At 40.5% G+C, this 23,605-nt stretch carries 25 protein-coding genes and 1 other RNA gene; 18 read left to right on the forward strand and 8 right to left on the reverse strand.

The window, feature by feature from the left end:
* Window positions 1-37: 37 nt before the first annotated feature.
* A complete protein-coding gene (locus tag ACIQCO_RS15375) occupies window positions 38-1,636 on the forward strand; it encodes an amidohydrolase (protein ID WP_400430034.1) in 1,599 nt (532 codons plus the stop codon).
* A gap of 89 nt (window positions 1,637-1,725) precedes the next feature.
* Window positions 1,726-2,658, forward strand: a complete 933-nt coding sequence (rarD, locus tag ACIQCO_RS15380; protein WP_400430036.1) for an EamA family transporter RarD — start codon at window positions 1,726-1,728, stop codon at window positions 2,656-2,658.
* A 42-nt stretch (window positions 2,659-2,700) separates the two neighbouring features.
* Here the strand turns inward: rarD and ACIQCO_RS15385 are convergent, their stop codons facing one another.
* Window positions 2,701-3,504 (reverse strand): NAD kinase, encoded by an 804-nt coding sequence (locus ACIQCO_RS15385; protein ID WP_400430038.1) that lies wholly within the window; start codon window positions 3,502-3,504, stop codon window positions 2,701-2,703.
* A 162-nt stretch (window positions 3,505-3,666) separates the two neighbouring features.
* On the opposite strand from ACIQCO_RS15385, the gene sppA reads away from it, so the two are divergent.
* From sppA to ACIQCO_RS15430, 9 genes are all read left to right on the forward strand, one after another.
* Window positions 3,667-4,677: a signal peptide peptidase SppA gene (gene sppA, locus ACIQCO_RS15390; protein WP_400430040.1), complete on the forward strand. Its 1,011-nt coding sequence runs from the start codon at window positions 3,667-3,669 to the stop codon at window positions 4,675-4,677.
* A gap of 14 nt (window positions 4,678-4,691) precedes the next feature.
* A complete protein-coding gene (locus ACIQCO_RS15395; protein WP_400430041.1) occupies window positions 4,692-5,240 on the forward strand; it encodes an RDD family protein in 549 nt (182 codons plus the stop codon).
* Between the two features lie 78 nt (window positions 5,241-5,318).
* Complete coding sequence (locus tag ACIQCO_RS15400; protein ID WP_400430043.1) at window positions 5,319-6,023, forward strand: DUF2953 domain-containing protein; 705 nt, start codon at window positions 5,319-5,321, stop codon at window positions 6,021-6,023.
* Between the two features lie 17 nt (window positions 6,024-6,040).
* Window positions 6,041-6,529, forward strand: coding sequence for a GerW family sporulation protein (gene ytfJ / locus ACIQCO_RS15405; RefSeq protein ID WP_400430045.1), 489 nt, complete (start codon window positions 6,041-6,043; stop codon window positions 6,527-6,529).
* 160 nt (window positions 6,530-6,689) lie between these two features.
* Window positions 6,690-7,190: a thiol peroxidase gene (tpx, locus tag ACIQCO_RS15410; RefSeq protein WP_400430046.1), complete on the forward strand. Its 501-nt coding sequence runs from the start codon at window positions 6,690-6,692 to the stop codon at window positions 7,188-7,190.
* 89 nt (window positions 7,191-7,279) lie between these two features.
* Entirely contained in the window at window positions 7,280-8,263 is a 984-nt protein-coding gene (locus ACIQCO_RS15415) for a class I SAM-dependent methyltransferase (protein ID WP_400430047.1), read from the forward strand.
* Between the two features lie 229 nt (window positions 8,264-8,492).
* Complete coding sequence (locus tag ACIQCO_RS15420; protein ID WP_400430049.1) at window positions 8,493-9,686, forward strand: acetate kinase; 1,194 nt, start codon at window positions 8,493-8,495, stop codon at window positions 9,684-9,686.
* Between the two features lie 104 nt (window positions 9,687-9,790).
* Window positions 9,791-10,630, forward strand: a complete 840-nt coding sequence (locus ACIQCO_RS15425) for an EcsC family protein (protein ID WP_400430051.1) — start codon at window positions 9,791-9,793, stop codon at window positions 10,628-10,630.
* Window positions 10,630-11,142, forward strand: coding sequence for a MogA/MoaB family molybdenum cofactor biosynthesis protein (locus ACIQCO_RS15430; RefSeq protein WP_400430053.1), 513 nt, complete (start codon window positions 10,630-10,632; stop codon window positions 11,140-11,142). Before ACIQCO_RS15425 ends, ACIQCO_RS15430 begins: the two co-directional genes overlap by 1 nt.
* Window positions 11,143-11,172: 30 nt before the next feature.
* Here the strand turns inward: ACIQCO_RS15430 and ACIQCO_RS15435 are convergent, their stop codons facing one another.
* Window positions 11,173-11,487 (reverse strand): hypothetical protein, encoded by a 315-nt coding sequence (locus tag ACIQCO_RS15435; RefSeq protein WP_400430056.1) that lies wholly within the window; start codon window positions 11,485-11,487, stop codon window positions 11,173-11,175.
* A 121-nt stretch (window positions 11,488-11,608) separates the two neighbouring features.
* On the reverse strand, window positions 11,609-12,058 hold the full coding sequence (locus ACIQCO_RS15440; RefSeq protein WP_400430057.1) for a universal stress protein: 450 nt from the start codon (window positions 12,056-12,058) through the stop codon (window positions 11,609-11,611).
* A 103-nt stretch (window positions 12,059-12,161) separates the two neighbouring features.
* On the opposite strand from ACIQCO_RS15440, the gene ACIQCO_RS15445 reads away from it, so the two are divergent.
* A complete protein-coding gene (locus tag ACIQCO_RS15445; RefSeq protein ID WP_400430059.1) occupies window positions 12,162-12,320 on the forward strand; it encodes a hypothetical protein in 159 nt (52 codons plus the stop codon).
* A gap of 287 nt (window positions 12,321-12,607) precedes the next feature.
* Entirely contained in the window at window positions 12,608-13,726 is a 1,119-nt protein-coding gene (gene ald / locus ACIQCO_RS15450) for an alanine dehydrogenase (protein WP_400430061.1), read from the forward strand.
* Window positions 13,727-13,800: 74 nt separating this feature from the next.
* Here ald and ssrS read toward each other — a convergent pair.
* Together ssrS and ACIQCO_RS15460 are read right to left on the reverse strand one after the other, a co-directional pair.
* A non-coding RNA gene (ssrS, locus tag ACIQCO_RS15455) (6S RNA) lies at window positions 13,801-13,996 on the reverse strand.
* A 56-nt stretch (window positions 13,997-14,052) separates the two neighbouring features.
* Window positions 14,053-15,150 carry a M24 family metallopeptidase gene (locus ACIQCO_RS15460; RefSeq protein WP_400430063.1) on the reverse strand — a complete coding sequence of 366 codons (1,098 nt, stop codon included), beginning with the start codon at window positions 15,148-15,150 and terminating at the stop codon, window positions 14,053-14,055.
* 180 nt (window positions 15,151-15,330) lie between these two features.
* On the opposite strand from ACIQCO_RS15460, the gene ACIQCO_RS15465 reads away from it, so the two are divergent.
* The 3 genes from ACIQCO_RS15465 to ACIQCO_RS15475 all read left to right on the forward strand — a co-directional run bounded on the left by ACIQCO_RS15465 (window position 15,331) and on the right by ACIQCO_RS15475 (window position 17,780).
* Window positions 15,331-16,011 carry a metal-dependent hydrolase gene (locus ACIQCO_RS15465; protein ID WP_400430065.1) on the forward strand — a complete coding sequence of 227 codons (681 nt, stop codon included), beginning with the start codon at window positions 15,331-15,333 and terminating at the stop codon, window positions 16,009-16,011.
* 87 nt (window positions 16,012-16,098) lie between these two features.
* Window positions 16,099-16,332 carry a hypothetical protein gene (locus ACIQCO_RS15470; RefSeq protein WP_400430067.1) on the forward strand — a complete coding sequence of 78 codons (234 nt, stop codon included), beginning with the start codon at window positions 16,099-16,101 and terminating at the stop codon, window positions 16,330-16,332.
* Between the two features lie 128 nt (window positions 16,333-16,460).
* Window positions 16,461-17,780 carry a DRTGG domain-containing protein gene (locus ACIQCO_RS15475; RefSeq protein WP_400430068.1) on the forward strand — a complete coding sequence of 440 codons (1,320 nt, stop codon included), beginning with the start codon at window positions 16,461-16,463 and terminating at the stop codon, window positions 17,778-17,780.
* 43 nt (window positions 17,781-17,823) lie between these two features.
* Here ACIQCO_RS15475 and ACIQCO_RS15480 read toward each other — a convergent pair whose 3' ends face one another.
* The gene (locus ACIQCO_RS15480) at window positions 17,824-18,135 is read right to left on the reverse strand and encodes a YtpI family protein (RefSeq protein ID WP_066090781.1); all 312 of its coding nucleotides are present in this window, start codon (window positions 18,133-18,135) and stop codon (window positions 17,824-17,826) included.
* Between the two features lie 88 nt (window positions 18,136-18,223).
* Between ACIQCO_RS15480 and ACIQCO_RS15485 the strand changes: the two genes are divergently transcribed.
* Window positions 18,224-19,168: a DHH family phosphoesterase gene (locus ACIQCO_RS15485; protein ID WP_400430071.1), complete on the forward strand. Its 945-nt coding sequence runs from the start codon at window positions 18,224-18,226 to the stop codon at window positions 19,166-19,168.
* A gap of 27 nt (window positions 19,169-19,195) precedes the next feature.
* Here the strand turns inward: ACIQCO_RS15485 and ytrI are convergent, their stop codons facing one another.
* Window positions 19,196-19,696, reverse strand: a complete 501-nt coding sequence (gene ytrI, locus ACIQCO_RS15490) for a sporulation membrane protein YtrI (RefSeq protein WP_400430073.1) — start codon at window positions 19,694-19,696, stop codon at window positions 19,196-19,198.
* Complete coding sequence (gene ytrH, locus ACIQCO_RS15495; protein ID WP_024028593.1) at window positions 19,693-20,031, reverse strand: sporulation membrane protein YtrH; 339 nt, start codon at window positions 20,029-20,031, stop codon at window positions 19,693-19,695. Before ytrH ends, ytrI begins: the two co-directional genes overlap by 4 nt.
* A gap of 156 nt (window positions 20,032-20,187) precedes the next feature.
* On the opposite strand from ytrH, the gene dnaE reads away from it, so the two are divergent.
* Window positions 20,188-23,553 carry a DNA polymerase III subunit alpha gene (gene dnaE, locus ACIQCO_RS15500; protein ID WP_400430074.1) on the forward strand — a complete coding sequence of 1,122 codons (3,366 nt, stop codon included), beginning with the start codon at window positions 20,188-20,190 and terminating at the stop codon, window positions 23,551-23,553.
* Window positions 23,554-23,605: the final 52 nt, after the last annotated feature.

Here is a 23,605-nt window from a genome sequence, read left to right on the forward strand (position 1 = left end):
CTGCTTCTTAACTTTATATTCCGAAGGAGAATGAAAAATGGGGAAATTGTGGTATGGCGGAACGATTTATACGCTTGAAACGGAAACGGAAATGGTTGAGGCTGTTTTGACAGAGGGAGACCGAATTATTAAAACAGGGGAAAAAGCAAAATTAGAAGAAATTTATAACGAAAGGATTACGGAACGGGTCGACCTGAAAGGCGCAACGATGTTTCCAGGCTTTGTCGATAGCCATATTCATTTAATTGGCCATGGGGAAAAGCTAATCCGGCTTGACCTTTCAGGATTCAATTCGAAAGCAGAGGTCCTTGCCGCTGTTCGAGAATATGCCGCGGATGTGAAACCGGGTGAATGGATTATTGGCGAAGGCTGGAATGAAAACCGCTGGGCGCGAAAAGAAATGATTCATCGTCAGGAATTGGATGAAATTGTTCCGGATAATCCAGTCATGTTGAAGCGGGTCTGCCGCCATGCAATGGTTGTTAATTCACAAGCACTTACATCCGCTGGAATCTCAGAAGAAACTGTTTGCCCTCCAGGCGGGGTGATTGAAAAAGATATTCAAGGAGGATTAACAGGTCTGCTGAAGGATAAAGCCCAGGAATTTATTCAAGCAGCGATCCCGATGGTTTCAGAAGAATATTTGCAAAAATCAATGAGATCTGCAATTAAAGATTTATATCGCCTAGGCATTACCGGTGTCCACACGGAGGATTTAAACTATTACGGCGGGTTCCATCGTACATACAAAACGTTTAAAAAGGTAATCGAAGAGGAGGGGCTGATATTCAGAGCTCACTTACTTGTTCATCATGAGGTCATTGATGATATGGCTTCCATAGGAGCAGGATTTTTATCTGGTAACAAATGGATTGAATTCGGTGCGATGAAGATATTTGCGGATGGCTCGATTGGCGGAAGAACAGCACTATTAAGCCGCCCTTACAATGATGCACCAGAGACAAATGGGGTGGCCATTTTTAGTCAGGAAGAATTAAATGCCCTTGTCGCCAAGGCACGTGGAAATAACCTTCCAGTAGCAATTCACGCCATTGGTGATTTAGGATTTGAGTATGTCCTTAATGCGATTGAAGCACATCCACTTGTCGGACTAGGGAGGGACAGGCCGATACATGCTCAAATTTTACGGCAAGACCTTATTGAACGGGCTAAAAAGCTCCCAGTTGTCCTTGATATCCAGCCCGTATTCATGGCATCGGACTTTCCGTGGGTCATCGAGCGGGTCGGAGAAGATAGAATAGAGTATTGCTATGCCTGGAAGACATTATTGAAAGAAGGTCTGCACTGTGCCGGGGGATCTGATTCCCCAATTGAGCTGCCTAATCCGATGTTCGGTATCCACGCTGCGGTAACAAGGACCAATAGGAATGATCCTGAAGGAATGGTCTATGGTGAGAATCAGGCTTTAAGTGTGTATGAAGCGGTCAGTTTATTCACGAAAGGCAGTGCCTATGCAGCCTGTCATGAGGAGGACCGTGGAATGATTAAGGAAGGATTTTTGGCGGACTTTACTGTGCTGGAACAAGATATTTTTAATCTTCCTCCATCCAGTATCCCTACCGTTAATGCTGTATTGACGGTCATTGGCGGAGATATTGTTTATAAAAAAGAGTAACCTGGAAACAAATAAATCCCCTAAATAAACTGTTTCGCGTTATAATAGAGATTATTTCGAAACTAGAAAGAATAGGGGCTCGGGGACAGATGAAAAAAAATGAAACACAGCTTGGAGCTATCCATGCCGGCTTTTCCTATTTACTATGGGGATTATTGCCAATCTATTGGAAGTTATTAAACAATGTTGAGGCAAAAGAAATCCTCGCAAACCGCATTTTTTGGTCGTTCGTGTTTATGGTGGCCGTTCTGATTTTAACGAAAAAAGGGGATTTATGTGTACGAACGATTAAAGGCTTTGCGCAAAACAAAAAACAGCTCTATGCCCTGACACTTGCCTCCCTTCTAATTAGCGCGAATTGGTTTACCTATATTTGGGCGGTAAATAATGGTCATATGATTGAGGCAAGTCTTGGCTATTATATGAATCCGCTTGTCAGTATCGTATTAGGAATGATTGTTCTAAAGGAGAAATCAACCTTTTACCAATACCTTTCCTTCATTTTAGCTGCTGTCGGAGTATTGATTATTACCTTTTCCCATGGTGAGTTTCCATGGATTGCGATTATTCTTGCTCTTTCCTTTGGTTTATACGGGTTGGCAAAGAAGTTAATCAATGTGGATTCCTCAGTTGGCTTAACATTAGAAACACTTGTCGTGACGCCGTTCGCAGCAATATATATGCTTTTCCTTTTCTTGAACGGTTCAAGTTCCTTTTTAATAGCCGGTGCGGGAACGGACCTGCTATTAATTGGTGCCGGTGCAGCGACAGCCGTGCCGCTTCTCTATTTTGCAAAAGGAGCGCAGAAAATTCCCTTATCATTACTGGGATTCCTGCAATATATTGCTCCAACCTTAACATTACTTTTAGGTATACTTGTTTATCATGAACATTTTTCAACGGTACAGCTGTTATCGTTTTTATTCATTTGGATGGCATTGGCAATCTATTCTCTTTCAAAAACAAAACTATTGACTGCAAAAGAATTAAAATGGCGGAAAGAAAAACGTGCCAGTATGTAAATAAAAAACCTTATCCTAAAAAGCCGGATAAGGTTTTTCCTTTTATAGGAACGTCCGCTTAACTTTATCCCAAAAAGAATTATCCTTTAGTTTTAACGTTTTTATTTTTTTATCACTAATTTTTATGTTGATTTTATCAACACTGCGGATGCTTAGTGCTTCATTATCCATACCCATTGTAGGTTGGTCGTTATCATCTGAAATTACCTTAAGTGTGAGTGTCCGTTCTCTGCCGACTATAAAGGATGTACCAAGTGTGCGGTAAATGTTGTTGTTGACCGATGCAACCTCGCTAACCTGCATACAGGGGAGGAGAGGGTCAACTATTGAGCCATTGACGGATTTATTATAAGCCGTACTCCCGGTCGGGGTAGCGATGACAAGGCCGTCGCCACGAAATGTTTCTAAATGAAGCTGGTCGACAAATACATCAATGACAAGTGTTTTAATAACGGACGAGCGGATACTGAAATCGTTTAAACACGAAAACGTTCCCTGACCGTCAACAGAAACTTCAATTGTCGGATAGCGGCGGACCTCAGTACGTTCGCTTGCTGTAACTGTTTCAATCATCTTCGATGTATCGCTGAGGAGAAAATCGCAATACATGCTTAAACTATTTCCTGTTGCAATCCCCACGTAAAGGCAATCATTGCGGAAACCAGTCATTCTAACAGCCTGGAGGAATGTTCCATCATCACCAATGCTAGCAATAATATTCGCCTTACGATAATCAGAAACAATAGTAAAGTCATAGCGTTCTGCAATTTCGAAAAGAGGAGCAGCCTTTGCCAGCAAATCAGCATCACGCTTATGATAAAAATAAATATTTCGACGCATATCCATATTATGTACCCCCTGTAAAATGATAGAGTAAATCCCACTTTTTTAACCATATCAGAAATAACTTTGGTAAAATAGTGATAGTCTGAAATTAGTTTAGCACTTTTTTGAAACAATATGAAATGAATGATGTTAATTTTAGACGGAGAAAAAGGGGGAATACATATGAATGGAAAACGCTGGGCCGCTCTTGGGATTGCGGCAGCATTATTTTTTGTTTCGATTTTGATTAATGTTTTGTCTGCGGTCGCCTTTAAGGGGATTGAAACGGATTTCACTGATTTCATGAAGACAAAAGAACAGCCCTTTACAGAAGAAGTGGTCAAAAAGGGCAGTGAATTAAAGAAAATCGTCGTTCTCGATGTTGATGGCGTCATCCAGGACACAGGTGATGCAGGCTCATTTTTGCAAAGCGCTGGTTACAATCATCAGGATTTTATGAAAAAGCTGAACTATATTAAAGACGATGATACGGTTAAAGGTGTCATTATCCGAGTCAATTCTCCCGGTGGCGGAGTTGTGGAGAGCGCAGAAATTCATGAAAAATTAAAGGAAATTCAAAAGGATACGAAAAAGCCGGTTTATATTTCCATGGGTTCGATGGCTGCATCAGGGGGTTACTATATTTCAACTGCAGCGAAGAAAATCTTTGCCAGCCCAGAAACATTAACAGGATCTCTTGGAGTCATTATGGAAGGATATAATTACAAAGGCTTGGCAGATAAATACGGCGTCGATTTTGTCACGATTAAAAGCGGACCGTACAAAGACATCATGAGCCCGACGAGAAAAATGACGGATGAAGAACGACAAATTTTACAAAAAATGATTGATAACTCGTATGAAGGATTTGTCAAAGTCATTTCTGAAGGCCGCCATCTAACGGTTGATAACGTCAAAAAAATTGCGGATGGCCGTGTATATGATGGCCGTCAGGCGAAGGATTTAAAACTCATCGATGATTATGGCTACTTAGATGATGTTATTACGCGCATGGAAAAAGACGAGAAGCTGAAAGGTGCGAAGGTGGTCCGTTTTTCGGAGGATTTTGGGTTTGGCTCATTATTTAAAATGCAGACAAATAAATGGCTCGGTGAGAATGCTGAAATGGCGGGTCTAATGAAAATTCTTTCCAAGCCTAATTCACCCCGTCTCATGTATTTATATGCGGAATAAGGGGGGCATGCCACATGGAAACGATTGAACATCAAAATGAACGGAATGGATCAAAGGAATCACCTCTAAATCTGACGGACAATCAATCTGAGGCGTTAGATGCTGTTGTCCTTACCCCTGAAAGGGCAGTTGTTGAACAGAATTGGCCGATTAGATACGCCGGTTTTTGGATGCGCTTTTGGGCCTATCTTCTCGATCTAATTGTTGTTGGCAGCATTGAACGGATATTGATTAAGCCGCTCTTTCGTGTGCTTGATATTTCCTTAACGGAATTTAATATGTTTGCCCCTATTTCCATCGCGTCTGCGGTGATCTTTTACTTATATTTTGTCCTGATGACGAAATACTTTAATCAAACGCTTGGAAAAATGGTTTTTGGTTTAAAAGTAGTCGATTTGCATAATGACAAATTGACATGGGGAACTTGTCTTTTTCGTGAATGGATTGGCCGGTTTATTTCGGCAACGGTCATCGTCGGGTATCTCATAGTTGCCTTCTTACCGAAAAAGCAAGGCCTGCATGACCTCTTCACAGATACAACCGTCATTCATGTAGAACGCTAGAAATAGACCTATCAACTACGAGTTGATAGGTTTATTTTTTTCCTCAAAAAGGAATACTAGAAGGCGGAAAGGTTGTGAATGAAATTGTTTTGGCTGCTGCTTTCCTTGTCGATTCTATTGTTCTTATTCTTGTTGATTATTTTTACTAAACTAACGATTCTTGTAAATTATTATCATCATAACGACAATGATGACTTAAAGGTCGAGTTTAAAGTATGGTTCGGCCTCATAAAATACAAAATAAATGTTCCATTAATCAAAATCGATGACGATTCCCCGAGCATTGTTGTGAAAAGTCATACTAATATGGGGGGAGGTCCTGCCAAGGAAGCAAAACCTGAACATAAATTAACCCAAGTCACCAAGAAAGATGTGCTGACTAATTTAAAGAATGCGCAAGAATTGCTGCACCGCGTTTTTAATTTACATGTCATTGTCCGGAAATTCTTTCAAAAGGTTACGATAAAAAAAATAGAATGGCAATCCCTGATTGGGGTGGGGGATGCCGCTTATACTGGAATGGCAGCCGGAGCATTATGGGCGATAAAAGGCGGTATTACAGGACTTCTAAGCCACTATTTAAAACTTAAAGCATCGCCGCAAATTTCAATTACTCCCCATTTTCAAGCGGCCATCATACAGACCCGGTTAACATGTATTTTTCAGTTTCGAATCGGGCATGCTATACTCGCAGGTTTAAAACTGATTAAATTCTGGAAGGGCGGGAAACCGCACTTTAAAAGTAAAACAGAAGTTTCAAATGAAAAAACGAAATCGATATGAAAGAGGAGGAATAGCGCATGTCTAACCATCCAATTCAGGGTTTGATGACAACTGCAATGGAAAGCTTGAAAGAAATGATTGATGTAAATACTATCATTGGGGATCCGGTTGAAACCCCAGATGGAAGTGTCATTTTGACAGTGTCTAAGGTTGGCTTTGGATTTGCAGCTGGCGGCAGTGAGTTCAAGGCCGGTGGTTCCCAGTCTCAGGGCCAGTCTCAAGGTCAAGGTCAAGGTCAAGGTCAAGGTCAAAGCCAGGGGCAGTCAATGCTTCCATTTGGCGGCGGTAGCGGGGGCGGTGTTTCCATCACACCAATTGCCTTTTTAATTGTTAACTCTCAAGGTGTCAAAATGCTTCATTTAGATGAGAGTACTCATTTGTATGAGAAAATTTTAGAGCTCGCCCCACAAGCGGTAGATAAAATCCAGCAAATGTTCTCGAAGAAAGACCAAGGCAGCCAACAGCAAACTCAACAGCATCAATCGAAAATTGATCTTGATATTTAGATAAGAGGTTAATCTTCCATCCTTTGGAGGATTAACTTTTTTATTGAAAGGCTCAAATAATTGCAATAATGGCTCTGAAAAGATATATTTACACTGTACATATTAAAGTCACAAAAGCGATAATTTAATGGCTTTAACGACGACAAAGGAGGATGTTAGAATGGCAAATGTTACATTTAAGGAAAAAGCGATCACGTTACTAGGCAATGAAGTGAAGGTTGGCGACAAAGCTCCAAACTTTACTGTCCTTGCCAATGATTTATCAGAAGTTACTTTAGACTCTACTAAGGGGCAGGTACGGTTAATTACTTCTGTGCCATCATTAGATACTGGAGTATGTGATGCGGAAACCCGCCGATTTAATGAAGAAGCTAATTCACTTGGAAGTGTGAAAATCTTAACCGTCAGCTGTGACCTGCCATTTGCACAAAAACGCTGGTGTGCGGCAAGCGGCATCGAAAACGTGCAAACATTATCGGATCATCGTGATCTTTCTTTTGGAGAAGCTTTTGGGGTTGCTATTCAGGAGTTAAGACTATTGGCACGCGCTGTTTTTGTTGTGGATTCTAACGATACTGTCACATATGTAGAGTATGTCAGTGAAGCAACAAACCATCCGAACTACGAAGCTGCACTAGAAGCGGCTAAAGCAGCAAAATAATCTTATAATCAAGAAGGCCTCGTCACAGGCGGGGCCTTCTTAGTTGTTGTTTAAAATGATAAAGAAATTTAACGATGGGGAGGAAATATATGATTATTTCTCCGGTGGAACAGTTATTTACGCTATTTAATGAATCGGCCCTTATTTTACAAGAGGAATTGTCCTGCAGCTATCTTGAGGCCCTTGCCGAAACGGGCGAAAATCTATTTCAAGGTTCAATCCTTCAAGAGGAACTAAGTGAATTAACGGCAAAAAGATTGAAAAAACAATATGAAGAGCTTCATTTAGAAAAGTATTCGAATGAAGATATCCGCAAGGCCTACCAGCTAGTGATTTTAAAAGGGATGAAAGAAAATGTTCAGCCTAATCATCAAATGACACCCGATTCAGTAGGGATGCTTATAGGCTATTTAGTAGAGAGATTTATGAACCAGCCATCCTTCCGCTTGCTAGATCCTGCAGTGGGGACAGGGAATTTATTAACAACTGTTTTAAATCACATACATAAAGAGGTATCATCCATCGGTGTTGAGATTGATGACATTCTGATAAAACTAGCCTATGTTAATGCTAATTTACAGGAACATCCTGTACAGCTATTTAATCAGGATAGCTTGGAGCCATTATTTATCGAGCCAGTTGATGCCGTTATCGCGGATTTACCGGTTGGCTTTTACCCGAATGATGTCAGGGCTTCAGATTTTCAATTAAAGGCGAGTGTCGGACATTCCTATTCACATCATTTATTTATTGAGCAAAGTGTCAGGGCTGCCGTGCCTGGTGGTTACTTGTTCTTCATTATCCCAAGCGGTTTATTTGAAAGTGAGCAAGCAGCCCAGCTTCATGAATTCATCAGAGATACGACAATAGTCCAGGGACTTCTGCAATTACCAGAAAGCATGTTTAAGAATAAAAGCTCAGCTAAGAGTATTTTTATTTTGCAAAAAAAAGGCGAAGCGATCCAGCCTCCAAAGCAAGCTTTACTCGTGAAATTGCCCAAATTATCAAATGCGGTTGAGATGGATAAAATTCTCGCCCAAATGGATAAGTGGTTCCAGGAAAATAAAGGATAAAACTAGCTGAAATTCCTAGTTTTATCCTTTTTAATTTTTATAATAATTTTGAATATATTTACATTTACACTGAAACCGCTCCCAAGCAAGTTATTCCTTGAAATGTCTCAAGGACAATGATTAAATGAGGAATTGAGGGAAATAAACAAGGTCGGTTTGCACAAAATAAGTTGTACTAAACATAATCGGTTCGAATCGATGTTGTTATATAAAAGGAGCGGAAGCAAAAATGGCAAAAATTATTGCAATTAATGCGGGTAGTTCTTCATTGAAGTTTCAATTATTTGAAATGCCAAGCGAAGAGGTCATTACAAAGGGACTAATCGAAAGAATTGGCCTGAAGGACTCTGTATTTACGATTACTGCCGGTGGTGAAAAAGTCCAAGAAATCATTGATATTCCTGACCATGGTGTCGCTGTAAAAATGCTTTTAGATAAACTAACTACCTTAGGTATTATCAAATCCTTGGACGAGATTGAAGGAATTGGCCATCGTGTTGTTCACGGTGGAGAAACATTTACCGACTCTGTTCTCATAACTGAAGCAGTTTTAAATAAAATTGACGAATTATCTGAACTTGCTCCGTTGCATAACCCGGCAAATGTTACTGGTATTAAGGCATTCATGGATGTGCTTCCGAATGTACCGGCAATTGCAGTGTTCGACACTGCCTTCCATCAGACGATGCCGGAAAATTCTTTTCTTTATAGCCTTCCATACCAATACTATAAGGAATATGGGATTCGAAAGTATGGTTTCCACGGAACAAGCCATAAATATGTTTCCCAGCGCGCAGCCGAATTATTGGGACGCCCGGTTGAACAGCTGCGATTAATCTCCTGTCACCTTGGGAATGGAGCAAGTATTGCTGCCATCGAAGGCGGAAAGTCAATTGATACATCGATGGGCTTCACACCGCTTGCGGGGGTAACAATGGGTACTCGTTCAGGAAACATTGACCCGGCGCTAATTCCATATATCATGGAAAAAACCGGTAAGACGGCAGATGAAGTCCTAGATGTTCTAAATAAAAAGAGCGGTATGTTAGCTGTTTCTGGTTTTTCAAGTGATTTACGTGATATTGAAATTGAAGCGAAAAAGGGAAATGAGCGGGCACAGCTGGCGTTAGATGTGTTTGCAAACCGTATTCATAAATATATTGGTTCATATGCTTCTAGAATGTATGGTGTCGATGCAATTATTTTCACGGCCGGAATTGGTGAAAATAGTGACGTGATTAGAGAAAATGTATTAAAGGGTCTTGAATTTATGGGCGTGTATTGGGACCCAGCTCTTAATAAGGTAAGAGGAGAGGAAGCGTTTATCAACTATCCTCACTCACCGGTTAAAGTCATAATCATCCCAACAAATGAGGAAGTCATGATAGCGCGTGATGTAGTCCGCTTGGCGGATACTAATTAATTAATACCGGAAAAAGGCAAAAGCTGATATAATGGCTTTTGCCTTTTTAACGTTCTATTTCCTGTGATATACTGGAAATAGAAGCGTTGAAGGAGGGGACCGAGATGCCATTGACAGACCGGGAAACGAAAGTTTTGAATGGAATACGGGATTGGGAGAGGAACTTGCTCAATTATGAGGCGAACGACTTTCAATTAACATATGAAAAATATTTAGAACGTTCTTTTATGTTATTACCTGAAAAGGTTCAACAACAATTTTTTTCTGTCATGGATAGCTGGCTGTTTCATCTACATAGTTTAATCCAAGGCTCGCAGCTTCAAATGGACGCAAAGGAAAGAATACTAGCCTCGGGGAGAATTTTTCAAGAGGATATAGAAAAAATAACAGACTTAAAGCGGCTGGATATTAACCAGTTACAATACATAGCAGAGCAGCAAATTGCAAGGCATCGACTTTATTCCTTTGCTCAAGGCGGCCTTTCGGGTACAGGCGGACCGCTGCTTTTAGGTGCAGATATTCCGGCGATGGCGGTTATTAATTTAAGGGTTGTGCAATTAATTGCGATGACCTACGGTTTTGAGGTGAATACTCCATTTGAAATGATGACCTCTTTAAAGGTGTTCCATACCGCAACATTGCCGCCGCGAATTCGAAAAGCAGGATGGGCATCTTTAATGTCTGAGCTGGAAGCGAACGATGATTATTATTTTTACGAAGGAAATGAGGAAATTGTTGATATTACCTGGCTGGAGCAGCCTATCCAGCAGCTTTTAAAAGCGATGGTTATTGCATTGTTCCGAAAAAAGGTCATTCAAGGAATTCCGCTAGTCAGCATGGCGATTGGTGCTGGAACGAACTATCAATTAACAAGAAAAGTAACGGATCTTGCCCATAAATATTACCAGCTTCGCTACCTTAAAGAAAAAGAGGAGTTTAAATAATGAGCACGCAAGAGCATAAAAGTGTTGCACCTAAGACGGTTAATTGTAAAGTCATCACAGTCAGCGATACGAGGAATCAGGAAACAGACAAAAGCGGCAGGCTGATGATTAAACTGCTGGAACAAGCAGGGCATAGAGTGGTTGATTACGTCATTGTCAAGGATAAAGCTGAATCGATTCAAAGTGAAATAGTAAGGGGATGCGCCCGAGAGGATATAGATGTCATCCTCACAAATGGAGGCACTGGGATTGCCAAGCGTGATGTAACAATTGAATCTGTCCAAAGCTTGCTTGAGAAAGAAATCGTTGGCTTTGGGGAACTATTCAGGATGCTGAGCTATCAAGAGGACATTGGGTCGGCCGCCATTCTCTCGAGGGCTATTGCCGGAGTAGTCAAAAATAAAGCCGTATTCTCTACACCTGGTTCATCTGGTGCGGTGAAATTGGCAATGAGTAAATTAATTCTACCGGAAATTGGTCATGTAGTAAGAGAAATCAAAAAAGATTTATAAAGTGAAAACTCCCTTATCGAAGGGAGTTTTCTATTGATGCATTTTTTCCGAAATGGTCTGGTTGGCACGGTACCAAAGCCAGAGGTCATTGATAATGGAGGCCAGTTCTGCTATTTCTGAGTTCAATTGACAGGAACGGGCAAAATTATTTTCATCTGATAACTGGGCTTGTTTATGATTAATCTCATTTTCAAGCTCAAAAATTCGGTCGGGAATGGAGCCGCGGATTTTTTCCCAATTAAACAGAATCTCCTGTTGAGTATCTTTACTGTAATCGTCCCATTCTTCGGTCATATCGGGCAGAAAAATGCCAAGACGCTGATCGAAAGAAAAATGTTCTTTCATAATTTCCTCCAAGAAGTAAAAGTTATTTATAATTGTACTATACATTGAAGGTCCATTCACGTTAAAACGATAATTTTGGGTAAAATAAGAAGCACGGAGCTGATTGGCTCCGTGCTTTCGATTATGAATCTTTTTCGGTCCGGACGACAAGAACATCACATGGTGCATAGCGTGTGATATGTTCTGATACACTGCCAATAAAGATTCTTTCCACCATATTCATTCCGGTCGCACCGCAGATAATTAAATCAACCTTGTGCTTTTTAGCCAACTCTCTAGGGATTCTTACTTTAGGTGAACCAAAATCAATTTCATATTGAACCTCGAGCAGCCCCGCTTCGTTCGCTTGCAATTGATAGTTTTCAAGCATATCTTTTGCCAGCTTTTCTGCCCTGTCACCGATGACAGTGTCGTAGGCTTGGATAAGGGCAAATGATTTTGTATCAATCACATGGACTAACAGCAATGTCGCGTTATTTCTTTTGGCAATTTCTATCCCTTTTTTAAAAGCCCAATCTGCTTCCTTCGATCCATCAATTGCGACTAAAATATTCCGATATTTGAGTCCCATGAGATCATCTCCTTATCTTTATTATACAATATTTAACAACGTATAATTGTTTCAATTTTTCGAACAATAATGAGGTATCTAAGAATGGAAAGGAGATTTATCGATGGTTAAACGAGAACCTAATCATAAATTTACATTTGATTTTGATGAACAGGGGACTAACGAAGTGAGCCAGCAAATTATGGATTCGTATAATAGTGGTTTCATTGGTGAAGGAACTGCTTTGGCTGACAATGACGATAACGCTGCAACCGAAGGGTAGGGACAATTAAAATAGTAAGGTGACTGGCTGTCCTATACATATGGACAGCCTTTTATATTCCATTTAGATACGGAATGCATTTGGTTTTGGCGGTTCGTACTTCATTTAAAAAATTAAAAAATATTTGAATTTATTAATAAAGATTGCTGCTATGAGCGTTGTCCTTTGTGGTAAAGCTCTTAAAAGTGTTACCATAAAGATGATCGGTTGTTACATTTTTCCTTAGGCAAAAGGATATATTAATATTGACTTGGTTTTTTTATATGAATTTATTTGGAGGTAAGGGCATGCGGATTGGAGTACCTAAAGAAATTAAAAATAATGAAAACCGAGTAGCAATGACACCTGCGGGAGTGGTAACCCTTGTGAAATTTGGCCACGAGGTTTTTATTGAAACAGGGGCGGGACTTGGCTCTGGCTTTGCAGATGAGGATTATCGTTCTGCTGGTGCGAAACTGGCAGCAACCGCAGAAGAGGCCTGGTCCATGGATATGGTTATGAAGGTAAAAGAACCACTTCCTAGCGAATATCCATATTTCCGTGAAGGGTTAATTTTATTTACATATTTACATTTAGCGCCTGAACTGGAATTAACCAAAGCCTTAATCGATAATAAAGTTGTCGGGATTGCTTATGAAACGGTTCAATTACCTAACAGAAGCCTGCCATTATTGACGCCAATGAGTGAAGTAGCAGGAAGAATGGCGGCTCAAATCGGCGCGCAATTTCTTGAAAAAGTCCATGGTGGTATGGGAATTCTTCTTTCTGGTGTCCCGGGGGTACAAAGAGGAATAGTAACCATCATAGGCGGCGGCGTGGCCGGTACCAATGCAGCAAAAATGGCGATTGGATTAGGAGCAAAAGTGACGATTATTGATTTAAATCCTGACCGTCTTCGTCAATTGGATGATATTTTCGGCTCTAATGTGACAACATTAATGTCAAATCCTTATAATATTGCCGAAGCTGTAAAGGAATCGGATTTGGTTATTGGTGCTGTGCTGATTCCGGGGGCGAAGGCGCCGAAGCTTGTTAGCGAAGAAATGATTCAATCGATGAAACCAGGCAGCGTGGTCGTAGATATCGCCATCGATCAGGGGGGGATATTTGAAACGACTGACCGGATCACCACACACGATAATCCAACATATGTGAAGCATGGCGTTGTTCATTACGCTGTAGCGAATATGCCTGGTGCAGTCCCAAGAACTTCAACGTTTGCGCTAACAAATGTGACCGTCCCATATGCCGTCGACATTGCTAATAAAGGCTATAAAAAGGCGTGTTTGGATAATGAGGCATTGTTAAAAGGGATTAATACCCTTGATGGCTATGTAACCTACCAAGCGGTTGCCGAAGCACATGGACTTGAATTCAAAGATACAAAACCATTGCTAGAAAAATAAGAAAAAAGAAGAGGAATTCCTCTTCCTTTTTTAAAAAAACCAGCTCCCAAAAGAAGCTGGTTTAAATTTATACTATGTAAGCCGCATTTGCCGTAGAAATATAAGAAAGTTTTAAACCACCACTCCTCAAAGTGGGTGTTTTCAGAAACTTTTCTGCATGTCCTCCATGTCTTATAGACAGAGGCTTGTCATTCCAGCTTCGATGGTTAAACTCCCTATTACAGCTTAAAGGTTAAAACTTTATTATGATTACGAACAATGCAGCTTGTATTAGTATATTACACCAATACATTCGATAGTTCAATGTTAAAAAAATCCAAATGGGCCTATTTAATAATTTGTAATTCTTTTGGGAATTTAGTTAAAACTTTTGCACCATCAGCAGTAATATAAATATCATCCTCAATTCGAACTCCAGCTACATTAGGTACGTAAATTCCAGGTTCAATCGTATATACCATGCCTTCTTCGATCAATAACTGATTGGTTTCAGTCATGGAAGGATACTCATGAACGCCTATTCCAAGACCATGGCCTAAACGGTGTGGGAAATATTCTCCATATCCTGCATCGGCAATAATTCGACGCGCAGTAAGGTCAACTTCAGCTGCCGTTACACCAGGCTTACTTGCTTCAATGGCTGCGAGCTCCGCCTTTAAAACTGTATCATAAATTTCTTTTTGTTTGTCGTTAATGTCCCCATACGCAACGGTTCTCGTGATATCAGAACAATATCTGTCGACGACGACACCCAAATCGAATAAAACGAGGTCACCTTTACGAATTTTTGTTTCGCCAGGGTTCCCGTGAGGTGAAGCGGCATTTGCTCCGGTCAACACCATGGTCGAAAACGACATTTCTTTAACACCCTTTTGCTTTAAAGCGTACTCTAATGCATTAAGGATATCCAGCTCTGTTTTGCCTTCTTTAATTTCACTTGCACCGAATTCCACAGCATAATCGGCAAGGGCACAAGCCTCTTCAATACTTTTAAGCTCTTTTGCATCTTTTATCATACGCAGCTGTCGTAATTTCTCTTCTGCAGAAACAAATGATGCACGTGGGAACAATTGTGTAAGATGCTCATAGCGTTCGACATTCATATGTTCTTTTTCAATCGCCACTTTCGAAACACCATTGCTTCTTTTATTGATAGAATGCAGAATCATTTCCCACGGATTTTCGATGTCGCTATAGCCGATGATTTCATGCTCCCAGCCGGAACGTTTGGCGTCATGCACTTCCATTGCAGGACATACGAGGAACGGTTCCTCCTCTTGAAAAACAACAAGCGCCAGCAATCGTTCATGCGGGTCGGTGTAATAACCACTTAAATAAAATACATTTTCGGTTGAAGTAAGAAAACTAACTTCGGTCTCATTTTCCTTCATCCATGTTTGAAGCTTTACTAATCGCTGATTCATGTTTAGTGGCCCCCATTTTAAAAAATCAATTCCAATTTGAGAGTATCAATATTTATTTCAATTGTAAACTAACACATCTTAGCATGTGCTAATACCTGCAGCTTATGGGAATAAATGAGGAAGGATTTCAGAAACTTTTCGAGAAGTACATACTATATCAATTTAAAAGGAGTTGGGATGATGAGAGTTTCATATCACGGACATTCGGTTGTCCAAATTATCACAAATGGGAAAACAATTTTAATTGACCCTTTTATTAAGGGAAATCGATTAACGGACTTAACTGTTGAAGAGGTTAAACCAAATGTGATTATATTATCGCACGGTCACAATGACCATGTCGGGGAGACTGTTGAGTTAGCAAAAAGGCATAATGCCCTTGTGATTGCCAACCACGAAATTGCTACCTTCTTAGAATGGCAGGGAATCAATACCCACGGCCTGCATATTGGCGGTGCCTATCAGTTTGATTTCGGTAAAGTAAAGCTGACACAAGCCTTCCACGGCTCGAGCTACGAAACTGAAAATAATGAACTCATCTATTGCGGTATGCCAGCCGGAATTCTTGTTATGAGCGAAGGAAAAACCATTTACCATGCCGGTGATACGGGATTATTCTCGGATATGAAACTGATTGGAGAACGCCATCCGATTGATTTAGCCTTCTTGCCGATTGGCGACAATTTTACCATGGGACCTGAAGATGCAGCCTATGCAGCTAAACTGTTAAATGCCAAGACGGTTGTACCGATGCACTACAATACATTCCCGCCTATTAAACAGGATCCATATCAATTTATTGAACTGCTTGAAAATCAAAATGGTAAAGTGTTAGTCCCAGGCGAAGCAATCGATTTTTAAGCCCGATTCTAGGCGTTCATATACTTTTTTTCCTCCTATGTGCATAAAGATGGAACAAGCCGTATTTTTTAAAGGGAGGAAGAAAAGTTGAAGAAAAATAGATATTTACTTTGTCTGCTGCTAGTGGCCTTCATGCTCTATTTTGTAATACCGAGATTATCGGTTCATGCAAATGGTGCGGAGGGAATATTTTCGATCGCTTGGCTTGCGTTTGCATTGATGGTGATCGCTGGAAATCTTACTGGTCTGCTTTATAGCCCGAAAAGACAAGGACAAAGACACCAATCACAGCTGAAAAAAAAGAAATCCCGCTCATATTAAAGGGAATAAGGTGACTTTGTAAGAAACCGCATTGAATCAAGGCCTTTTAAACTCTATAATAAAATTTAGACAAATCTGGTTAAGGAATGACTGGATAAATTGGAATTTGAAAATAGAGGGTGAAGGTCTTGGCTACGAAGCATGAACAAATATTACAATATATTGATGGACTCCCGATTGGAGAAAAGATATCAGTCAGGCAAATTGCCAAGGCGATGTCCGTAAGTGAAGGTACAGCTTACCGGGCGATTAAGGAAGCGGAAAATAAGGGGTATGTCAGCACGATTGAAAGAGTTGGCACGATTCGAATTGAACGGAAGAAGAAAGAAAATATTGAAAAGCTTACGTTTGCCGAAGTAGTAAACATCGTGGACGGTCAAGTATTAGGCGGCAGAACTGGCTTGCATAAAACCCTTAATAAATTTGTCATCGGGGCAATGAAACTTGAGGCAATGATGCGTTACACTGAAGCTGGGAACCTGTTAATTGTCGGAAACAGGACGCAGGCACATGAGCTGGCGTTAAAAGCAGGGGCTGCAGTGTTAATAACCGGAGGCTTTGATTCTGAGGAACATGTGAAAAAACTGGCAGATAAAATGGAATTGCCAGTTATTTCTACAAGCTATGATACCTTTACGGTCGCTACGATGATTAACCGGGCCATTTATGACCAATTAATCAAAAAGGAAATTATTTTAGTAGAAGATATTTTAACACCACTTGCAGACACGTATTATTTAAAAACGTCTGATAAGGTGGCAAAGTGGCATGAATTTAACCAAAAAACAACGCACAGCCGTTATCCTGTTGTTGACCTGAACATGAAGATTCAAGGAATGGTGACAAGTAAGGATATTTTAGGTCAGGATTTAGAAGCTTCCATCGACAAGATTATGACGAAACATCCAATGACGGTTAATGGGAAGACAAGTGTCGCTTCGACCGCCCACACGATGGTTTGGGAAGGGATTGAAGTGCTTCCCGTTGCCGATGACTCCAACCGTTTAGAAGGGATTATCAGCAGGCAGGATGTCTTAAAGGCACTGCAAATGAACCAACGGCAGCCGCAGGTTGGGGAAACGATTGATGACATCGTAACCAATCAAATGGTATTAATGCAGGGTAGGGCAAAAGGGGATGAAGTATACTCCTGCGAAGTGACGCCGCAAATGACCAACCACCTCGGAACTATTTCTTATGGTGTCTTTACGACCATTGTCTCAGACGCTGCCAACCGGGTTCTAAGAAGCTATAAAAAAGGTGACCTCGTTGTCGAAAACATGACCATTTACTTTATTAAACCGGTTCAAATGGAGAGCAGATTAGAAATTTATCCAAAGATACTCGAAGTAGGACGCAAATTTGGCAAGGTAGATGTAGAGGTGTTCAATGAAGGGGTCTTGGTTGGAAAAGCGATGATGATGTGTCAGTTAATTGACAGAAGTTAACAATGTGAAAGCCGCTTCCCAGCCTGAGAAGCGGCTCAAATTTTTATTTTTGAGCATCGAGGGTCTTTGCTTCCTCGATGGCAAATGGAAGGTAATGTTTATATTTTTTGAAGCCAATCCAGCTGAATATGGCGCCATAAATAATAAATATTGCGGCAACAAGATAAGTCACCGTTGATTCGGAGATGAATAGCAGATGATTGATACCAAATAATAATACAAAAAGCCCAAGGGCAATATTTGCTTTTGCTGAAAGCCATTTCTTTTCGACATGACGGTTGCTTCTGAAGTATTTTGTTTTATAAAATAAATAGAAAGCAAATAATAGTACAATTAAGACAACGAATACAAACATGATCTGTTCCTCCAGGTTTCGAAAATCTTCTATAATTGTACATGTTCTATTAAAAAAATGCCACATTTGGTTCTAAGAAGGAGACCCTATGATTGAGAAAATAATAGCAGCAATTGAACAATATGAAACGATTATTATTCATCGCCACGTCCGTCCTGACCCTGATGCCTATGGTTCACAAGGCGGTTTGGCGGCGATTTTACAAGCATCCTACCCGGAGAAAAAGGTTTTCGCTGTTGGACAGGAAGAACCAACGCTAGGATTTCTTCGCAGGCTTGATGTAATTGAGAATGAAGTCTATAAGGGTGCCTTAGTGATTGTGTGTGATACGGCAAATGCTGAACGGATTTGTGATGACCGCTACTCATTGGGAGATAAGCTGATCAAAATTGATCACCATCCAAACGAAGATCCTTATGGTGATTTATTATGGGTCGACACAAATGCAAGCTCATGCAGTGAGATGATTTATGAATTTTATTTAGCCGGAAGAGAATTAGGCTTGAAAATGAATGATGAGGCGGCAAGACTGCTATATGCCGGGATTGTCGGTGATACAGGCAGATTCCTTTTTCCAAGTACGACAGAAAAAACGTTTGCCTATGCGGGCGAATTAATCCACTATCATTTCTCGCGCACTGAACTATATGACAGGATGTACGAATTGGATGCCCATATCATCAAGTTAAACGGGTATATTCTCCAAACATTTGAGCTCCAGAAAAACGGTGTTGCTTCTGTTAGATTGACAAAAGAGTTATTAGCGGAATACGGGGCAATGCCGGCGGAGGCCTCCCTGCTTGTTGGAACTTTAGGAAATGTAAAAGGGATTAAAGCCTGGGTCTTTTTCATTGAGGAAGGCGACCAAATACGGGTGCGGCTCCGTTCAAAGGGACCGGTGATCAATGGGGTAGCGAGAAAGTTCAAAGGCGGCGGACATCCACTTGCCTCGGGTGCATCCATCTATTCGTGGAACGAAGTAGAAGACGTCTTAAAAGAACTAGACGAGGTATGCGAAAACTATTTGAATTAAAGAAGAACGGCCCAGAAATTGGGCCGTTTACTCAAATTGAATCTCTAAGTGAATCGTTAGGTTTGTATAGATCACTAATTCCTTCACCTTAAGTTTATATCTTTTTTCATTGATTTTTATCGGTTTGTTTTCAATGATTTTTTTCAGTAGATCTTTAGATTTATAGACCGTTTCCAAATCCTTTGCCAGCATCATGTCGATATCATCTCTAACCGAGTCCTCTGTCTCTAAAACACTTAAGGAATCCAGCTTATATTTTTCCGCGTTGAGTATCTTTATATTGATTTTCTGAACCGTAAGCTGCTCAATATTCCGTTTGTTCATCTCCTTATATTCTTCCTGCCAAATCTTTTTCTCATTGTTTAAATCCACGATTTCCTGCTGTTGTTTACGAAGCAATTCCGTATTCTCTTCCTGCCAGACACCGTAAATGTATAAAAAGATGCACCAGCTAATGGCACCCCCAATAGCCATCCCGGCAAAAAAGCGCTGCCATGCTGGTCTGCGATATAATGGCGGAATTCTCATGATGAGATATACTCCTGAGTAAGCCAATTAATAATGAGTGCACCTGTCTGTGCGCCGCCTAAGGCAGAAAGAATTAATAATAATTGTTTAAAAAGATCCTTTGTGCCCGCATCCAAGAAGCCTTTTTCAAACGAATATACTGTATCAAATGTCCCGCCGATCGCCGCTATAATTGCCCAAATTCTAAGTGAAGAAGACAAGCGATAAACGGTTGTAAGCGGAGGTTGACCAGTTAAGAAGGCGGCAATTCCGCCAATTAATGAACCGCCCAGCAGAACCCCTAAGGCAATAAAATAGCTTTCGATAAAAGCAGGAAAAAAACCAATTTCTTTCATCCCTTCAACCGCCCTTACAGATAATCACATGACCTTTCTATCAAATATATGGACAAACCGTTATGAATATGATGAATAAATGAGAACATATTTTCCTTTTTCCCAAAAAAGTTCTATAATAAAGAGTAAGATCAAGTAATTAAGGGTGTGAAGAGGATGTCTTTTATTCACCTGCATGTATATAGTGCCTATAGTCTGCTTACAAGTACGGCCTCAGTCCCTCATCTAATTGAAAATGCCAAGAAGAAAGGCTTTATGGAGCTGGCATTAACAGACCGAAATGTCATGTACGGGACAATTGAGTTTTATAAATTGTGTAAAAAAAATAACATAAAACCAATCATTGGGTTAACCGTGGATGTGGAAAGTGATAGTAAAGAAAATGAGTCCTATCCACTGGTCTTACTTGCTGAAAATGATACAGGTTATAAGAACCTATTGAAAATCTCCAGTACAGTACAAACGAAAGCCGTTAATGGGATTCCGCTAAAATGGCTAAAGCATTATGCTAAGGGGCTGATTGCGCTTACTCCTGGATGTGAGGGAGAAATTGAGCAGTCCTTGTTGAATGGTAAAGAGGAATTTGCCAGAGAGTTAATAAAAAAGCTTGAAGCCGTTTTCGGCGCCGGGAATTTTTTTCTTGCAATCCAAAATCATCAACTGGAACAGGAGACGGAACTAAGGAAACAGCTCCAATTGCTTTCAAAAGACATGAATGTCCCGCTAGCGGCCGCCAATCAGGTATATTATTTAGAAAAAGAAGACATGTTTGCTCAGGAATGTTTGTCAGCTATTAAAAATGGTGAGAAATTACAGGATGAACATAGGGAAAGATTGCAAAGCGATCAATACTATCTGAAAACAGCCAGTGAAATGATCGACTGCCTTTCCGAGTTTCCTGAAGCATTGGAAAACACAATCCATATCGCCAAAAGATGCAATGTCAATATAGAACTCAACAAGACCTATTTGCCTGCGTTCCCGACAGAAAATGGCCTGGATGCTGAGGAATATTTGGAGGAATTATGCGAAAAAGGATTGAGTGAGCGCTTTTCCTCGGCAAGCCAAGAATATTTTGAACGATTATCCTATGAACTAGCCGTGATCAAACGAATGAAGTTTAGCAATTACTTTTTAATTGTCTGGGATTTTATGCGATATGCCCGTGAAAATGGAATATTGACCGGACCAGGCAGGGGTTCAGCAGCGGGATCGCTTGTTGCCTATGTTTTGTACATCACTGATGTTGACCCAATCAAGCATAACTTGTTATTCGAACGGTTTTTGAATCCTGAGCGTATTTCGATGCCTGATATCGATATTGACTTTCCGGACCATCGTAGAGATGAAGTGATTGAATATGTAGCTAAGAAATATGGCGAGCTCCACGTTGCGCAAATTGTAACGTTTGGAACGCTGGCGGCCAAAGCGGCAATACGTGACGTCGGCCGGGTATTCGGCCTGAATTCAAAGGAACTGGAGCAACTGTCAAGGCTTATTCCATCACGTTTAGGAATAAACCTGCAACAGGCATATGAAGAATCTGAAGGGCTTCGCAGGCTGATTAATGAAACCGAGCAATACAAACGGCTATTTGAAACAGCTTTAAAGCTCGAGGGTCTGCCGCGCCACACATCTACACATGCTGCAGGTGTGATCATTAGCGAGAAACAGCTTATTGAATTAATTCCGATTCAACGCGGGTCTAACCAAGTTTATTTAACGCAATATTCAATGGAACATCTTGAAGAAATTGGTCTCCTCAAAATGGACTTCCTTGGCTTACGAAATCTTTCACTTATTGAAACAATTCTATCATCCATACATCGTCATACGGGGAGAAAAGTGGACATCGGGCGAATCCCATTTGAAGATACCAAGACGTTTGAACTATTAGCAAGGGGCGAAACGACAGGGATTTTTCAGCTGGAATCGGAAGGGATACGGAAGGTGTTAACCAGATTAAAACCTTCTCGCTTTGAGGATATTGTAGCCGTCAATGCGTTGTATCGGCCGGGACCAATGGAAAGTATCCCGCTCTTTATTGATCGAAAACATGGCCGGCAAGCAGTCGAATACCCACACCCGGTTTTGCAGCCGATTTTAGAGAATACCTATGGTGTTATTGTCTACCAAGAACAAATCATTCAGATTGCTTCGGTAATGGCAGGATTCTCACTTGGTGAAGCCGATCTTTTGAGGCGGGCAGTCGGGAAGAAGCAAAAAGAGGTACTTGATAAAGAGCGTCATCATTTTGTTCAAGGAGCACTAAAGAAGGGCTATAACCAATCTCTTGCCAATGAGATTTATGATTTAATTGTCCGCTTTGCAAATTATGGCTTTAATCGCAGTCACGCAGTGGCTTATAGCATGATTGCCTACCAGCTTGCCTTTTTAAAAGCTAATTATCCAACTTTTTTTATGGCAGGCCTGCTTACCGCAGCAATTGGAAATGAAACAAAAATTGCTCAGTATATTATGGAAACAAAGCAAAAGGAAATTACCGTCCTGCCTCCATCTATCAACCATAGCGGTTTTTCATTTCATGTAGATCAAACAGGAGCCATCCGCTACAGCCTTGCTGCTATCAAAAGTGTTGGTGCTCAAGCATTGAAGGAAATCTTTCAAGCAAGGAAAAAGAAAAAATTTGCGAACCTTTTTGATTTCTGTATTAGGGTTTCTTCTAAAGCGATTAACCGGAAAACTCTGGAGTTTCTTGTCCACTCAGGATGTTTTGATGAGTTCGGTGAAGACCGAGCAGTCTTGCTTGCCAGTTTAGATGTAGCAATTGAGCATGCTCAAATTTTTAAGCCTGACGATGCCAGTCAAATTGATTTATTCGATGATGAATTTGTTCCCAAGCCGAAGTATGTTCAAGTCGATCCCATAAGTCAGGAGCATAAGCTGACATTTGAAAAAGAGGCACTTGGCTTCTATCTATCTGATCATCCCATTTCTATTTTTGCAAAAGAGCTTAAAGTTTGCGGTGCAGACGTTTTATTCCATTTGAAAAATGAGGTAAAAAGGGCTTCTGCAGGTGTTTATCTTTCATCCTTGAAAGCTATTCGCACCAAAAAGGGCGATTCTATGGCCTTTTTAACTGTAAGTGATGCAACTGGCGAAATGGAAGCAGTCGCATTCCCGATGGTCTATAAAAGGCACCAACAGCTTTTAAGACAGGGGAATTTTGTGCTGCTGGAAGGAAAAATTGAAGAACGCGAAGGGGAACCGCAATTTATCATTCAGCATGTTTCTCAGTTAGAACAATGGATTCAAACAAAATTAGTAAAGCAGTCAGTATTATATTTGAAAATTGTCGAAAATATACAGGATGAGCAATCATTACAAAAAATAAATCAGCTTCTTAAAGAAAATAAGGGTGAAGCAGGCGTTATTTTGCATTACGAATCAACCCGAAAAACAGTAAGGTTAGGTAAGGAGAATAACGTAAATCCAACCTCCGAATTACTGCGGCAATTAAAAAAAATACTCGGTTCAAAAAATGTTGTCCTGAAAGATTAATTCTTTACAACTTTCGAAGATATGTTATAGTGATAAAGAGACAAGTGTGGTC

The sequence above is a fragment of the Neobacillus sp. NPDC093127 genome (assembly GCF_044754175.1).
Taxonomy (GTDB): domain Bacteria; phylum Bacillota; class Bacilli; order Bacillales; family Cytobacillaceae; genus Neobacillus.

Coding starts and splice junctions, on each gene's coding strand:
- ald (WP_400430061.1), top strand. CDS start 12,608: ATGCGGATTGGAGTACCTAAAGAAATTAAAAATAATGAAAACCGAGTA.
- ACIQCO_RS15485 (WP_400430071.1), top strand. CDS start 18,224: ATGATTGAGAAAATAATAGCAGCAATTGAACAATATGAAACGATTATT.
- ytrH (WP_024028593.1), bottom strand. CDS start 20,031: ATGAAAGAAATTGGTTTTTTTCCTGCTTTTATCGAAAGCTATTTTATT.
- ACIQCO_RS15430 (WP_400430053.1), top strand. CDS start 10,630: ATGAGCACGCAAGAGCATAAAAGTGTTGCACCTAAGACGGTTAATTGT.
- ACIQCO_RS15435 (WP_400430056.1), bottom strand. CDS start 11,487: ATGAAAGAACATTTTTCTTTCGATCAGCGTCTTGGCATTTTTCTGCCC.
- ACIQCO_RS15425 (WP_400430051.1), top strand. CDS start 9,791: ATGCCATTGACAGACCGGGAAACGAAAGTTTTGAATGGAATACGGGAT.
- dnaE (WP_400430074.1), top strand. CDS start 20,188: ATGTCTTTTATTCACCTGCATGTATATAGTGCCTATAGTCTGCTTACA.
- ACIQCO_RS15445 (WP_400430059.1), top strand. CDS start 12,162: ATGGTTAAACGAGAACCTAATCATAAATTTACATTTGATTTTGATGAA.
- ACIQCO_RS15415 (WP_400430047.1), top strand. CDS start 7,280: ATGATTATTTCTCCGGTGGAACAGTTATTTACGCTATTTAATGAATCG.
- ACIQCO_RS15460 (WP_400430063.1), bottom strand. CDS start 15,150: ATGAATCAGCGATTAGTAAAGCTTCAAACATGGATGAAGGAAAATGAG.
- ACIQCO_RS15440 (WP_400430057.1), bottom strand. CDS start 12,058: ATGGGACTCAAATATCGGAATATTTTAGTCGCAATTGATGGATCGAAG.
- ACIQCO_RS15400 (WP_400430043.1), top strand. CDS start 5,319: ATGAAATTGTTTTGGCTGCTGCTTTCCTTGTCGATTCTATTGTTCTTA.
- ACIQCO_RS15385 (WP_400430038.1), bottom strand. CDS start 3,504: ATGGATATGCGTCGAAATATTTATTTTTATCATAAGCGTGATGCTGAT.
- ACIQCO_RS15480 (WP_066090781.1), bottom strand. CDS start 18,135: ATGTTTGTATTCGTTGTCTTAATTGTACTATTATTTGCTTTCTATTTA.
- ACIQCO_RS15465 (WP_400430065.1), top strand. CDS start 15,331: ATGAGAGTTTCATATCACGGACATTCGGTTGTCCAAATTATCACAAAT.
- ACIQCO_RS15375 (WP_400430034.1), top strand. CDS start 38: ATGGGGAAATTGTGGTATGGCGGAACGATTTATACGCTTGAAACGGAA.
- tpx (WP_400430046.1), top strand. CDS start 6,690: ATGGCAAATGTTACATTTAAGGAAAAAGCGATCACGTTACTAGGCAAT.
- ACIQCO_RS15420 (WP_400430049.1), top strand. CDS start 8,493: ATGGCAAAAATTATTGCAATTAATGCGGGTAGTTCTTCATTGAAGTTT.
- ytrI (WP_400430073.1), bottom strand. CDS start 19,696: ATGAGAATTCCGCCATTATATCGCAGACCAGCATGGCAGCGCTTTTTT.
- ytfJ (WP_400430045.1), top strand. CDS start 6,041: ATGTCTAACCATCCAATTCAGGGTTTGATGACAACTGCAATGGAAAGC.
- sppA (WP_400430040.1), top strand. CDS start 3,667: ATGAATGGAAAACGCTGGGCCGCTCTTGGGATTGCGGCAGCATTATTT.
- rarD (WP_400430036.1), top strand. CDS start 1,726: ATGAAAAAAAATGAAACACAGCTTGGAGCTATCCATGCCGGCTTTTCC.
- ACIQCO_RS15395 (WP_400430041.1), top strand. CDS start 4,692: ATGGAAACGATTGAACATCAAAATGAACGGAATGGATCAAAGGAATCA.